Genomic DNA, 13290 nt, shown 5'->3' with positions numbered 1-13290 from the left:
ATCAGCCCGCTTCCCGCCCGGCCGGCAGGCGCTCGCCGAGCAGCGCGACGAGCCTTGTCACGACCGGCACGGAGCCGAACCTTGACAGCGGCGGAAGCTCGACCAACCGCTTCTCCTTGACCGCCGGCAGCGCCTTCCAGAGCGGATTCGACGTCATGACCTTGCGGGCGGCGGACGGGATGGGGCCGATAACGACGAGTTGCGCTTCGGGAACCGCCGCCAATGCGTCGATGCCGGTATGCACGTATCCATAACGCCCGCGCCGCTTGTAAGCGTTTTCAAGACCGATCAGTTCCAGAATTTCATGCTGGGTCCCGCTTTCGCAGAAAATCTGGATGGTCCAGTGATCGATGAAGCTGAACAGAAAAACCGGGCGGTTTTCATGCCGGGAGAGCTTGTTCCGGGTCGCCCGGATAGCCGCGTCGAAACCGGCGAGCAGACGCTCCGCCGTTTCCCGCCGGTCGACCAGATCGGCGAGTTGCAGGAACTCGGCGCGCATGCCCACGAGCGTGCGGGAATCCATGCGATAGGAACGGGAGACATAGAATGGCGCGATTCCCCTGAAACTCGCCCCGACATGACCGAACGGGTATCCGGCCTGACCTTCGTTCAGAATGATCAATGTCGGCCGCAACTGGTCCAGCAGTTCGAAATTGACGTCTTTGGTGCCCAGGCTGATGATGCTTTCCGGGAGTGCGGGGAACTCGGATCTCTGGCGATATTTCTCTTTGCCGAGCATTGCCATGGGCGTTATCCCGATTGACAGCAGCATCGATACCGTCTCGGTATCGAAAACGGCTATCCGCTCCCCCGGAACAATTTTTGCCAAGCCGTTCCGGGTTGAAAAGAGGGCGTGCAGTGACAAGGTGCAGGCGCCGACTGCCCGCTTGAACGCCATGCGACGATTCAGGATTTCGTTCAGCTCGGACATTGTTCGTTGCGGACCGGTCTTTTCTACCAACGATATGTCAGTTGAGCGTTGATGGCCCGCCGGTCTCCATACCAGCAGACATTGCTGGTCGAGTTACAGCTATCGACGAATACCTTGTCGAAGAGATTGCTGACGTTCAGGCTCGCTTCCAATCCCGACAGTTCTCGTCTGGCCATTCCAAAATCATACTTCAGAGCCAGGTCTACGAGCGTCGTCGATGGTATTCTGGATGCGAACTTGCTGTATAATTCTTTCTGCCCGATATACCTGATACCTGCACCAATCGTAAGACCCGTCAGTATCTGGCCTTCGGAGAACGTATAGTCGAGCCATGCGGAAGCGCTATGCTCGGGAACTTCCCACGTCATTCCCTTGTCCTCGTCCAGCTCCGCGGCCTGGTACGTATAGTTAGCCGTAAAATTCAGCTTGTTGGGCAGGCTTACCGTTATACTCGGCGTGACTCCACGCAAGCGAACCTCGCCGATCTGAACCGTGTTGCCCGGCATGCCGGGATCGGAGACCGGATAGTTCTGATAAGCGACATCGAAAGCGGAAAGCTGGACGAAACTCTCCATGCCCGGAGGCTGGTACTTGACGCCAACCTCGAACTGCTCCCCGGTCATAGGGGTAAAAGTTTCACCGTAAATATTGGTTCCGGCAAGCGGCTCAAACGAGGTGGCATAGTTGGCGTAAGGTGTAATCCCGCTGTCAAATACATAGGCAGCGCCCGCGCGCCAGGTAACCGCATCGTCTTTTTGCTCACTCACCACGCCAGTCGTGTGCCTCACAGAATAAGTATCGGCCCAATCCTTTCGAACACCTCCGATCAATCTCCACTTGTCGACACTCACTACGTCCTGCAAGTAAATACCGGTGCGCTCGAAATTTGAGTCCGCGCTTGTCTTGTAGCTTACACCGTAGAAGTTATATGCCCCATACTGCGGATTCCAGGGACTTATCGGGTTTCCCGTACCCGTGGCCCATTTGCGGAAAGAGTCTGAATGAACATGATCAAGGCCAACGATGACGGAATGTTCCGCTGACCATGTATTGAATTTCATCTTGAGCTGGTTATCTATGGAAATTGACCATAGCTTTTCTTTTGTCGCATAGAAATCCCTGCTCAATTTTTCCTGCGCGCCATCCGTCCATTGCCATGTATAAATATAATAATTCTCACCCTTTATGTTGTTGTATTTCAAGTTTTGTCTGAATGAAAATGTTTCATTGAAACGGTGCTCCAGCTCATATCCAAGGAGCACCTGCTCCTTGCTGAAGGTGTCGACATAGGTCTCCCCGCCGTAGAAATCAGTGGGAATGTAGCCCCTTACCGAAGGCAGCAGGGTGCCGATCAACGGCAGGTTGGTCTGGGAGGATTTTGCCGGATCGTAATGGTAAGATCCCAGGAGGGTCAAACGGGTGTCTTCGGTAGGATTCCACGTAAAGGCGGGCGCGACGGCGATGCGCCGGTCCTTGACGTCGTCGACCTGGGTGCCGCTGTTGAGCCCAACAGCCGTCAGACGATAGAGAAAATGGCCGTCATCGTCGATGCTGCCTCCAAAGTCGAACGCGCCGTGCAGGCGTCCGTAACTGCCGGTGCCGATGCTGACCTCACGAACAGGGTCTTTTGTCGGACGTTTCGAGATGAATCCGACTGTTCCGCCCGGAGGAGTGTCTCCTGCCACAAAGGATGCCGGACCGCTGAATATTTCAGCGCGCTCCAGCAGATAGGGGTCGATGACCGACTTCGACATGAAACCGCTGGATCCAATCCTCAATCCATCGAATAGAGGTCGCGCCGTAAATCCTCGAACCAGAATTCCACCGGTTTCATCACGGCGGTCAATGGAACTCGCGCCCACGATAACGCCGGGTGAGTAATTGAAGATCTGTTTCGTTGTCTGCGGCTTCAACGTATCGAGTTGCTTGCGTGTCACAACGGAAACATCGAATGGCGTCTCCACAATCGGCAAATCGATCTTGCTTGTCGTGCGGGCGCGTTCGGCGATGAAGCCGTTTTCCAGCCCGAACGGCCCTTCCTGTTGTCCCTGCACGGTGATCGGATCCAGCACCAGCGACCCGTCTTCGCCGACGGCTCCGTCTGAAACCTGCGCCCGGCTCACCAAAGCCGCGCTTGTGGGGCCGGTGGTGCTGATATGAACGCCGGTGCCGGCGAGCATCGTCTCCAGCGCCTGCGCGGGTGTCATCGTGCCGGAAACGGGGCGCGTCCTGATTGAGCGTGCAAGCTGCGATGAATACCCGACCTGCCAGCCCGTCGCGCGGCTGAAGGCATCGACGGCGGCGGAAAGCGCCTGCGCCGGGATGGAGAACGGCATCGCCTGACCGGCTTGCTGCGTCTGGGCATATGCTTGCGGGGAAGACAGCAGAGCGCCGCAACAGAGTATCGTCGAGCCAAGAAGCAGGACCGCCAGGCGGCGCTTCATTGTTGCGTTCTTCAGGGCAACCGAACCGCCGTTGTCGCCCGCCATCCCCTGTTCAATCATGTCGCCTGACCCTCAAAATCCACCTTCGAGGGCTACCGGCGCACAGCGCGAAAATTCCGCCCTCATGAACAAGGACGCGGAGGGAAGGGCGGCGTCACAAAAAAAGTCGGGCGTTCAGCGCAAGATCAGAATGCCGCCCGGAAGGCGGGTGACGGAAGCCCCCGCCGAGCGTGCGAGCGTATGGATGGCGGCCTCCGCATCGTCGATGCGATAGTTGCCGCTCACCGTGCGGCCGGACACGCGATCCGTCATCACGACGACCGATCCGTCATAGTAGCGCTCAAGATCACCGAGAGCCTGACGGAACGGTCTGTCATAGAAGACGATCCGCCCCTCGCGCCACGCGAGCGTCCGGTCGAGGTCGGCATTGCGGACGGGCGAGAGGCCGGAGGCGGTCGCGACAATCATCTCGCCCGGCTTCAGCATTGCATGCTTCGTCCTGTCGCCTTCGCCGCTCACTTCGACGCTGCCACGTTCAAGCACGACGACATCTCCCTCGCTGTCGGTGCTGACGGCGAAGGCGGTTCCCTTCACCTCGACCTCGGAGAAGCGCCCGGCCACGACGAAAGGGTGTGAAGGATCGTGTCGGACCTCAAAAAAGGCTTCGCCCGCCAGAAGCGAGATGCGGCGGCGGCCGTCCACGAAATCGATGGCGAGCGCGGTAGCGGTGTTCAACGTAACGGTTGAACCGTCGGGCAGGCTAACGGTGTCGCGTTCGCCGGCCGTCGTCCGATAATCCGAGCGCCATTGCAGCAGGAGGGCAGGCGCCTGCTGCCACCCTACGGCAATCAGCAGCATGGCGGCGACAGCGGCGATTCCCGAGATCCATCGGCCGGATCCTTGTTGCGCGGGAACGGAAGCGACAGGAGCCCGCTCGCCAAGGCCAATAAGCTTCGCATCGCGAAGCGTCGCCTTGTGCAGGGAAGGCATCGCGTGCATGCGCGACAGCTTGCCGAACGCCTCCGCCCGCGCCGGATCCGCCTGACGCCAGCGCTCGAACGCGGTCGCCGTTTCGGGATCGTGATCTTCCCGAAGGCGCAGAAACCAGTCGAGCGCCTCGTCCGTTACCGGGTCTGGATGTCTGTAGTCTCCATCAGACCGGGAATCATCTGCCCGCTTCTGTCCCACTCAGGCCATCCGCCATTCGCTCGCTCGGACGCTCTTACTCATGAGACGTTTGACGAATCCCGTTATCACAAAATTCCCCTCGTCCCGGTTTCTGACAGCAGCCCGATTCGAACCCTTGGCGAACATCAACCCTGTTCGATGCGGGCAAGCGCATCCCGGCAGTGCCCCATCACAAGTTTGATGTCGTTATAAACTGTATTACGGGACACGCCTAGATGCCCGGCGATCCGGGCATATGTCCAGCCCTCGAGCTGCGACAGAGCCCAGGCCGTTCGGGCACGGATCGGCAGGTCCCGCAGCGCCTCCTCATACAGGGCCTGGCGCTGGCGCTCCATCAGGCCATCCTCGGCGGAGGGCGCATCCAGAGCGATTTTCTCAATATCTTCTTTTGCGATATCTCCGGCTTCGTACTTGTCCCGGACCTTTTTGCGGCGCTGGTGATCAAGCGCGAGGTTGCGCGCCGTCTGATAGAGCAGACCTTCGATATGCTCGATCGGCCGGGCTTCGATCACCTTCTGCGCCCGCATGTAAGTCTCCTGCGTGACATCCTCCGCCGCCTGCGGATCGCGGACGATCCGCATCACGCTCCACATCAGGGATTTGCGGGTTTTCAGGAAGATGTCGGTCAGGGCCACGTCCAATCGGCTACCCCTCCAGCGCTGTTCCAGGGTGCGAGCGCAGAAAGGCGCATGCAGGCGTCCGGCCGGAGGAAAAACGGACGGTCACGGCCCATGCGGCACTTTTTGCTCGTTCGGTTCCCAAGGTCGGCGCACATCCACACGGGAGGTTTTTCCGAGTTCGCGGAATCGGAAAAAACCTCTGCGACTATTCAATTTGCGGCGAATTCCGATCGATCAGCCGATACCGCCCGATTAGAAAAACGCTCTCGCGTCACCCACCTCGCAGGCGGTCGATCATTCAGTAGCAGATGGAAATTGACTTGCAACTGCAATGAATTAGAATGAATCTAGAAACCTGCTTCCATTCGTGCTCGAAAGGCCGGTCCCTGATAATCGGCAGGTGCTGACGGGCGAGGCGGTGGCTGCCGACGTGCCGCCGCAGTTTTGGCCGAAGGTATGGCCTGCCGCCGAATGGGGCAAGAACAGCGGTCACGTTGCGCAGCCCGTATCCCGATGGGATTGGCCGGGGCGTTGCGGTTGGCGCGGCATCTTGCCCGCCAGCCCGCGACGAAGGGACGTTCCCCGCAGGTCAGAGTTGCGCGCCTTTTGCCGTCCATGCCGCCATCTCGCCATCAGCGATCGTCAGTGACACCCGCCAATGGTCGCTGCGGCGCAGAATGTAGACATGCTCCCACTCGGCAACGAGTCCGCCGCCTTCGCCGCACATCCGATATGCCACGCGAGCCTGCGCGACGTTCGGAAATAGTTCGGTCGCGGAAAGCAGTTCTCCCTCGGGCCGGACGACGCCTTGCTGTCGGTAGAAATCCATCAGCGTCACGCAATGGCCGCGAAACGCCCGCCTCTCCATAGCGAAGTTGCCGGCCGGCGACGGGAACAGCCCAACCGTATCCCATAATTCGCTGACCGCATCGGCATCGCTGCGGGCGAACGCATTGACATATCCGGCAAAGAACTCCGCGATTTCCTCATGAAAGGTCATGTTCGTCCTGGCTCATAATCGAGTTTGCTTATTCAGGCCGCAGCGATCTCTGCGAGGCGGACGTTTGCTTCGACAAGCTGCGCCTTGACGATATCGTTAAAAGCCATCGTGGGATTAGCTTCCGCGAGCATCCCGATCTTCATCCAGAACTCAGCCTGCGCGTTGATGGACCGGCACATAACCGCACTGGCCCGACGAGCTTCCTCGTGCAGCTTGTCATCAATCTTCACAATGCCCATCCAACGTCTCCACCTGGAGCGACCATATGAATCGTATATAGACCATATGGTTTCCGGTCAATGGCGGGCGAGGTCACACCCGTGGGATAAAGCGTTTTCAAGCAAAGCGGATACCGGTTTGCGTGAAGAAAACGCGTAAAATCAAAATCCTGAAGCATTTCGACGTTTCAACGAAATGTCGAAATGCTTTAGCCTTGGCCACGCGGACCGCCAGGCACGGGCATAAAGCCTCGCTTCTACCGATTGACATTCGGAATCTCACGGGCACGGTTCGGCTTTCGCTACGGCTGCCCATGACCCGCCCGATGGCGACGGGCTCCGGGTTTCCGTTTCTATCAATGCATCGGGTAAGAAGGACGCCGGGATCAGATACGCGCTTCCGCAAGATGCACGAGCTGGGCGCCCGCCTCATAGAACGCCGAGCGGAGGCCGCGCCCGGTAACGGGCGAGGGCGCGACGACCGGCAGCGGCAACGCGCGCTCGTCAATCTCTCCCATAAGCAGGGAGGCGAGGATGCGGCCGAAGACGGTGCCCGGCGCAATCCCGCGTCCGTTGTAACCGCAGACCGTGTAGACGCCCTCATCGAGCCGATGGAAGCGCGGCAGGTTGTCCGAGGTCATGCCGATCTGGCCATACCACTCATGCTCGAAATGGACGTCGCCGATCTGCGGAAAGAGCATTCGCATCGTCCTCTTCGCCCAGTCGCGGTGGATGCTCACACCGGTGTTGCGCAGCGCCCCCACGGAGCCGAAAACCAGCCGGTTCGCGGCATCGAAGCGGAAGGACAGCAGCACTTCCTTGGTGTCCCAAACCCCTTGGCGGCCGGGCAGGATGGAGCGGGCGACGTTGTCGGACAGCGGCGGCGTCGCCAGATTGAAATAGGGCAGCATGACCTGCTCGTGTGCGATATCCTCCATCAGATGCCGCGTATAGGCATCGGTGGCGAAAACCACCTGACGCGCGAGGACGGAGCCGCGCGGGGTGCGGATGCGCCAGCCACTGCCATCGCGTTCGAGCCCGATTGCCGGGGATTGGGTGAATATCCGCGCGCCCCGCAGTTGCGCGGCGCGGGCCAACCCCCGGGCATAGGCGAGCGGCTGGATGGTGCCGGCCCGGCGGTCGAGCAGCGCGCCTTCGTAGAAGCTCGTGCCCAGCATGGCGGCCGCGTCGGCCTTGCCGAGCAACTCCACCGAGGCGCCGCGCGTCTGCCATTGCCGCGCGCGCTCGGCGAGTTCGGCGAAGCCCTTGTGCCCGACCCCGGCATGCAGCGTGCCGACCGGGTTGGCCTCGCAGGCAATGTCGTAACGCCGCACGATCTCCCAGACGATGCTTGGGCCATCGCCCAGCAAGTCGATCAGGCGGTTGCCGTAATCGTCGCCGAGGGTGGTGATGAGTTCCTCGGGCATCACCCACATTCCGGCATTGACCAGCCCGACATTGCGTCCCGCGCCGCCGAATCCGATCTCGACAGCCTCCAGCACGATGGAGCCTGTTCCGCGCTCACCCAGATGCAGCGCGGTCGACAGGCCCGTGTAGCCGGCACCGATCACGGCCACATCAGTTGAAATGTCGGCTTCGAGTGTGGTCGTTGCCGGCGCGGCCGGAGCGCTCTTTTCCCACAGGCCGTGAGAGCGGGGATCGTTCAGCATGGTCACCTCTGGCAAGGGCGCCACTTTCGGGAGGGCGCAATGATTATGCAGCTTTCTTCCGGCAGATCGGCACGCTAGGATAACGAGCGTTATTCACGATCTCATACCGAACCGGAATGCCCATCCGCGCCCCCCGCCGTTTTCTGCCTTCGCTGCCGCTGTTGGCGGCATTCGAGGCCGCCGCGCGAACCGGTTCCATCACGCAGGCCGCGATAGAGCTTTCCCTGACGCAATCCGCCGTGTCGCGGCAGATCAAGGCGCTTGAGGGGCAATTGGGGGTCGAGCTTTTCATTCGGGAGAAGCAGAAAATCCGGCTGACCCTGGGCGGGCAGACCTACGCGCGGGAAATCCGCGATGCGTTGCAGAAGATCTCGAACGCATCGCTCAATCTGCGGGCCCATCCCGGCGGCGGAGCGCTGACGCTTGCCGTGCCGCCGACCTTCGGCGCCCGCTGGCTGACACCCCGGCTGCCGGCGTTCGTGAGTCGCTACCCCGATGTCATGCTGAACATGCTCAGCCGCCTGAGCCAATTCGATTTCAAGCAGGATGTCATCGACGCGGCCATTTACTTCGGCACGCCCTATTGGCCGGGAATCGAGATGGTTCTTCTGCGCACGGAAACCATGATCCCCGTATGCTCGCCCGGGCTCGCGGCGCGCTACGGCTTCCGCAGGGCGGCGGACCTGCGTCGCGCGCCCCTGTTGCACCTGACCACGCGCCCGGACGCATGGGAGCGGTGGCTGAGCGCCAACGGCGTCGACGACCGGGCGGTGCATGGCATGTTGTTCGACCAGTTCAGCAACCTGCTGGCCGCCGCCGTCGCCGGGCTCGGCATCGCTCTCGTCCCCGATTTTCTGTGCGAGAGCGAACTTGAGAGCGGCGGGATGGTCGAGGCGCTGCCGCTGCCGTTTCAAAGCGGTGAGGCGTATTATTTGTGCTGGCCGGAAGAGCGCGCCTCCCACGGGCCGCTGCTCCTGTTCCGCGACTGGCTGCTCGCGGAAACCGCCGCCTACAGGTGATCGTTCCGGCGCGTTCATTCCCTGCGGTCATCAAGTCAGACGCATTCCTTGATACTCAAGCATAGGCATCATCCTCCACTTTCGAGCGCACGCATCGCCCCGTTGTCGATCCATCGGGCCGGGCCAATCAAGACGGGCGCCGCCGGATATTCCGCGCACGGGGCCGCATAACGCAGAGGGTGAGACATGTCGATTATCGGGAAATTTGGCATCGGGAAGTTTTGTGCCGGCATTCTGGTCGCCGCAGGTCTTGCGACAGGTTTCGCCATGCCAGCCGCCGCGCAGGACGCCGCGAGTTGGGAGCGGGTGCAGAAGTCCGGCGTCCTGCGCTGCGGCGCCGCCGTTTATCCGCCGTTCGTCAGCTTCGATCCGCTGACCAAGGAATATTCGGGCCTTTTCGCAGACCTGTGCCGCCTCTATGCGGAGAACGTGCTGGGTGTCCGCGCCCAGTTCGTGGACACGACGTGGGACAATATCGTGGCGGGCCTGCAAGCCGGCCGCTGGGATCTGGCGCTGGCGCTCAACCATACGCCGCAGCGGGCGTTGGCGGTCGGATTTTCCGAGGCCGCGATCGCCGACCAGATTTCTCTCGCCTTCCGCGTCGGCAACAACAAATTTCCCGCCAAACCCACCGGTTTCGCGGATTTCGACGTTGACGGCGCCACCGTCATCGTGACCTCCGGCACCTACATGGACCGCGCCGTCACCGCCCTCGCGAAGAAGGCGAAGATCCTGCGCCTGCCTTCCGGCGACGAATCGCGCCTTGCGCTGATGTCCGGGCGCGGCGACGTGCTGGCCGATCCGATCGATTCCAACCTCGTTTATGTCGCATCGAACAAGGATTGGGCTACCCACATCGTTCCCGAGCCCGCCGTCTCGCGCCAGGGCATGGGCTTCGGTGTCCATCGCTCGATGTCCTTCCAGGACATGCAATCGCTGAACATCTTCCTGGAAGAGCTTCGCGCGACCGGCAAGATCGACGAATTGCTCAAGACAGCCGTGCAGAAGATTCTCGAAGAGAACAAGTAAGTTCTCCCACTCCATTCCCAGAATGCGATCTTGAGCGCCTGCCCCCGTCCCTGAACGGACGGGGAGCCGGAGCGCGCACGCCGGAGCAAGCGATGAACGCAGTCCAGCCTCTCGTGCAGATGAGAGACGTTCACAAGAACTACGGTACCCTCAAGGTGCTGTCGGGCATCGATTTCGACATGCGGCCGGGCGATCGGCTGGTGGTCATCGGGCCTTCGGGAGGCGGCAAATCCACGCTCCTGCGGATCATGATGGGGCTCGAGGACATTGCCCGGGGCGAGATCGACCTGCTCGGCAGGCGCTACATCACGGGCGATCCTCGTCCCGGATGCACGAAGATCGACGTTGCGCTGCGCAAGCAGGTCGGCATGGTGTTCCAGCACTATACGCTGTTCCCGCATCTGACGATCCTGGGCAACCTGACGCTGGCGGCGATCAAGACGCGCGGCATGGCGACATCGGATGCGCGCGACAAGGCGATGCAGTTCCTCAAGCGGCTGGGCCTCGACCAGAAGGCGCAGAACTATCCCAGCCAGCTCTCGGGCGGCCAGAAACAGCGCGTGGCGATTGCCCGCGCGCTGATGCTCGACCCCAAGCTCATGCTGTTCGACGAGGTGACATCGGCCCTCGACCCGGAACTGGTGGCCGAGGTGGAGCAACTGATGCTGGAGCTTGCCGAGCAGCGGATGCCGATGATGCTGGTGACTCATGACATGTGGTTCGCCAGGAACATCGCCAGCCGCGTCATTTTCTGCGCCGGCGGCGTGGTGGTGGAGGACGGCCCGCCCGAGCAGGTTCTCGGCGATCCGGTGAATCCCCGCACGCGGGAGTTCATCGAGCGCGTCTTCCATATCAAGACCTGAGGCGCGTCATGAATTATCAATTCCAGTTTCACTATGTGCAACAGGCATGGCCGCAGTTGCTGGAAGGGCTGCAAGTCACAGTCCAGTTGACGGCGATCGCCAATGTCATCGCCCTGACGCTGGGTTTCGGGATCGCGCTGCTGGTTCTGTCGAAGTACCGGCTCGTGCGGGTGCCCTTCATGCTGCTGATCGAGTTCTTCCGCTGCACGCCGGTTCTGGTGCAGATCCTGTGGTTTTTTTACTGCGTGCCGATCCTTTTCGGCATCTACATCGAGCCGTTGCCGATGGGCATTCTGGCGCTGGGGCTGAATCTTGCCTGCTTCAATGCCGAAGCCTATCGCGCCGCCATCCAGTCCGTGCCGCGCGAGCAGGTCGATGCCGGTGTCGCGCTCGGTTTCTCGCCGATGCAGCGCATCCGTTATGTGGTCTTTCCGCATGCCTTCCGCGCCGCGTTGCCAGTCCTGATCACCAACGGGATCACGCTGTTCCAGCAATCGGCGCTGGTCGCGCTCGTGGCGCTCACCGACCTGATGTATGTCGGCAAGCAGGTGGCAACCCAGACTTACCGGCCGATCGAAACCTACACGGTCGTCGCGCTGATCTATTTTGCCATCGCTTTCCCCGTTTCGCGCATCGCAGCCTGGATCGAGCACCGTCTCGATACCGCGCGGGCCTGAGGAACTGCGCCATGAACATCAATTTCTCGTTCCTTGCCCGCTACTGGGAAGCTTTTCTGCTGGGCCTCGGCGTGACGCTGGAACTGACGCTGATCGCCTTCGCCTTCGGGGTCGTGTGGGGCTTCGTGCTGGCGCTGTTGCGGGGCGCGCCCTTCGCGCCCGTCCGCTGGCTGGCGGCGGTTTACGTCGAATTCTTCCGCGGCACGCCGCTGCTGATCCAGATTTTCTGGATCTTCTACTGCATGCCGATCTTTCTTGGCACGGATCTATCGAACTTCACCGCGGCCGTGGCGTGTCTCGCGCTTTATGGCGGCGCGATCATGTCCGAGACGTTCCGCGCCGGCATGAAATCCGTCAGTCGCGACCAGTACCAGGCTTGCCACGCCCTCGGCCTCAGCCCCTGGACGCGCACGATCCATGTCGTCTTGCCACAGGCCGCCCTGCGTTCGATTCCCGTGCTGCTGTCGAACGGGGTCGGCATTTTCAAGGAAAGTTCGCTCGTCTCGGCCATCGGCATGGCGGAACTGATGTTCGTCGGCACCACGATCTCGAACCGCACGGGACGCCCGGTCGAGGTCTTCACGATGGTCGCGCTGATCTATTTCATCGTCGCCTTTCCCCTGACGCGCGTGGTGACGTGGCTCGAGAAGCGCATTCTCCGGCGGTTCGCAATCTGACATCGAGGTTTTTCATGTACAAGACCGGCCGCAAGACGCAGTCCTGGTATGGTGAGAGCATCGGCATCCTGATCCTCGATGCAGCCTATCCCTGCATTCCGGGGAATGTCGGCAACGCGACGAGCTATCCCTTCCCGGTGCGTTATCATGAGGTGGAGGGCGCCTCGATCGACAGGCTGCTCAACCAGTCCGATCCGTCGCTGGTCACGCCTTTCATCAAGGGCGCGCTGGCCTTACAGGCCCGCGGCGTCAAGGCGGTGACCGGCGCCTGCGGGTTCATGGCAATCTTCCAGCAGGAGGTGGCGTCGGCGCTGGAGATCCCGGTCTTTCTGTCGTCGCTTCTGCAAATACCCTTCATGGTGCAGATTACCGGCCGTCCCGCCGGCGTGATCACCGCCAATGCCGAAAGGCTGACGACGGCTCATTTTCGCGCCTGCGGCATCGCCGCCGAAACCCCTGTCCATATCGCGGGCATGGAGCAACAGCCGGAGTTCCGCAGCGCGATCCTCGAAGAAAAGGGCACGCTCGATTCCGCGCTGATCGAGCAGGAAGCTTGCGCGGTGGCCTCCGCCCTGGTCGAGCGCCATCCCGACATCGGCGCGATCCTGCTGGAATGCTCCGATCTGCCGCCCTATGCGCAGGCGGTGCAGCGCGTCACCGGGCTTCCCGTCTTCGACTTCAACACCATGATCGCCAGCGTCGAACGCGCCGTGGTGGCGCGGGATTATCGGGGCGCGATGTAAGACGCTTCCTCCCGGTTGAAAGTTCATTCCGCTCCGGCATCAAGTCAGTCTGATTCCGCCAACGTCATAACGGTTCCGATATGTTAGGGTCGAGACTCAACGCAACCAGCATGTGACGAGCGCCGCGAGGCATAGAGAAGCGAGATAGTTTCTGGCCAGCTTGTCGTATCTGGTTGCGATGCGCCTGAAATCCTTGAGGCGGCAGAACATG

The 13290-nt window shown here is 61.1% G+C and carries 13 protein-coding genes and 1 pseudogene; 6 read left to right on the top strand and 8 right to left on the bottom strand.

Going from position 1 to position 13290, the window contains the following annotated elements; all coding sequences use genetic code 11:
• Position 1 precedes the first annotated feature (1 nt).
• From ACOYJQ_RS07960 to ACOYJQ_RS07930, 7 genes are all read right to left on the bottom strand, one after another.
• Positions 2 to 931, bottom strand: coding sequence for an ABC transporter substrate-binding protein (locus tag ACOYJQ_RS07960; RefSeq protein ID WP_433457518.1), 930 nt, complete (start codon positions 929 to 931; stop codon positions 2 to 4).
• Positions 932 to 954: 23 nt separating this feature from the next.
• Entirely contained in the window at positions 955 to 3435 is a 2481-nt protein-coding gene (locus ACOYJQ_RS07955) for a TonB-dependent siderophore receptor (RefSeq protein ID WP_433457517.1), read from the bottom strand.
• A 114-nt stretch (positions 3436 to 3549) separates the two neighbouring features.
• Positions 3550 to 4563: a FecR family protein gene (locus tag ACOYJQ_RS07950; protein ID WP_433457516.1), complete on the bottom strand. Its 1014-nt coding sequence runs from the start codon at positions 4561 to 4563 to the stop codon at positions 3550 to 3552.
• A 125-nt stretch (positions 4564 to 4688) separates the two neighbouring features.
• A complete protein-coding gene (locus ACOYJQ_RS07945; RefSeq protein ID WP_433457842.1) occupies positions 4689 to 5198 on the bottom strand; it encodes an RNA polymerase sigma factor in 510 nt (169 codons plus the stop codon).
• Positions 5199 to 5772: 574 nt separating this feature from the next.
• Positions 5773 to 6183, bottom strand: coding sequence for a hypothetical protein (locus ACOYJQ_RS07940; protein ID WP_433457515.1), 411 nt, complete (start codon positions 6181 to 6183; stop codon positions 5773 to 5775).
• Positions 6184 to 6215: 32 nt separating this feature from the next.
• Positions 6216 to 6422 (bottom strand): ParD-like family protein, encoded by a 207-nt coding sequence (locus tag ACOYJQ_RS07935; RefSeq protein WP_433457514.1) that lies wholly within the window; start codon positions 6420 to 6422, stop codon positions 6216 to 6218.
• Positions 6423 to 6787: 365 nt separating this feature from the next.
• Entirely contained in the window at positions 6788 to 8071 is a 1284-nt protein-coding gene (locus ACOYJQ_RS07930) for an NAD(P)/FAD-dependent oxidoreductase (protein WP_433457513.1), read from the bottom strand.
• A gap of 116 nt (positions 8072 to 8187) precedes the next feature.
• Here ACOYJQ_RS07930 and ACOYJQ_RS07925 point away from each other — a divergent pair, with 116 nt between their 5' ends.
• From ACOYJQ_RS07925 to ACOYJQ_RS07900, 6 genes are all read left to right on the top strand, one after another.
• The gene (locus ACOYJQ_RS07925; RefSeq protein ID WP_433457512.1) at positions 8188 to 9090 is read left to right on the top strand and encodes a LysR substrate-binding domain-containing protein; all 903 of its coding nucleotides are present in this window, start codon (positions 8188 to 8190) and stop codon (positions 9088 to 9090) included.
• Between the two features lie 267 nt (positions 9091 to 9357).
• Positions 9358 to 10119, top strand: a complete 762-nt coding sequence (locus ACOYJQ_RS07920) for a substrate-binding periplasmic protein (RefSeq protein ID WP_433457511.1) — start codon at positions 9358 to 9360, stop codon at positions 10117 to 10119.
• 92 nt (positions 10120 to 10211) lie between these two features.
• A complete protein-coding gene (locus ACOYJQ_RS07915; protein WP_433457510.1) occupies positions 10212 to 10982 on the top strand; it encodes an amino acid ABC transporter ATP-binding protein in 771 nt (256 codons plus the stop codon).
• 8 nt (positions 10983 to 10990) lie between these two features.
• The gene (locus tag ACOYJQ_RS07910; RefSeq protein WP_433457509.1) at positions 10991 to 11659 is read left to right on the top strand and encodes an amino acid ABC transporter permease; all 669 of its coding nucleotides are present in this window, start codon (positions 10991 to 10993) and stop codon (positions 11657 to 11659) included.
• Positions 11660 to 11670: 11 nt separating this feature from the next.
• Positions 11671 to 12336, top strand: coding sequence for an amino acid ABC transporter permease (locus ACOYJQ_RS07905; RefSeq protein WP_433457508.1), 666 nt, complete (start codon positions 11671 to 11673; stop codon positions 12334 to 12336).
• A gap of 14 nt (positions 12337 to 12350) precedes the next feature.
• A complete protein-coding gene (locus ACOYJQ_RS07900) occupies positions 12351 to 13079 on the top strand; it encodes an aspartate/glutamate racemase family protein (RefSeq protein WP_433457507.1) in 729 nt (242 codons plus the stop codon).
• 96 nt (positions 13080 to 13175) lie between these two features.
• Here ACOYJQ_RS07900 and ACOYJQ_RS07895 read toward each other — a convergent pair.
• A pseudogene (locus tag ACOYJQ_RS07895) lies at positions 13176 to 13290 on the bottom strand (IS5/IS1182 family transposase); the annotation flags it as partial.

Source organism: Pseudochelatococcus sp. (assembly GCF_050946405.1).
In the GTDB taxonomy this organism is placed as follows: domain Bacteria; phylum Pseudomonadota; class Alphaproteobacteria; order Rhizobiales; family Beijerinckiaceae; genus Pseudochelatococcus.
Note: the sequence above shows the minus strand (reverse complement) of the source record. Positions and strands in the feature narration are given on the sequence as shown.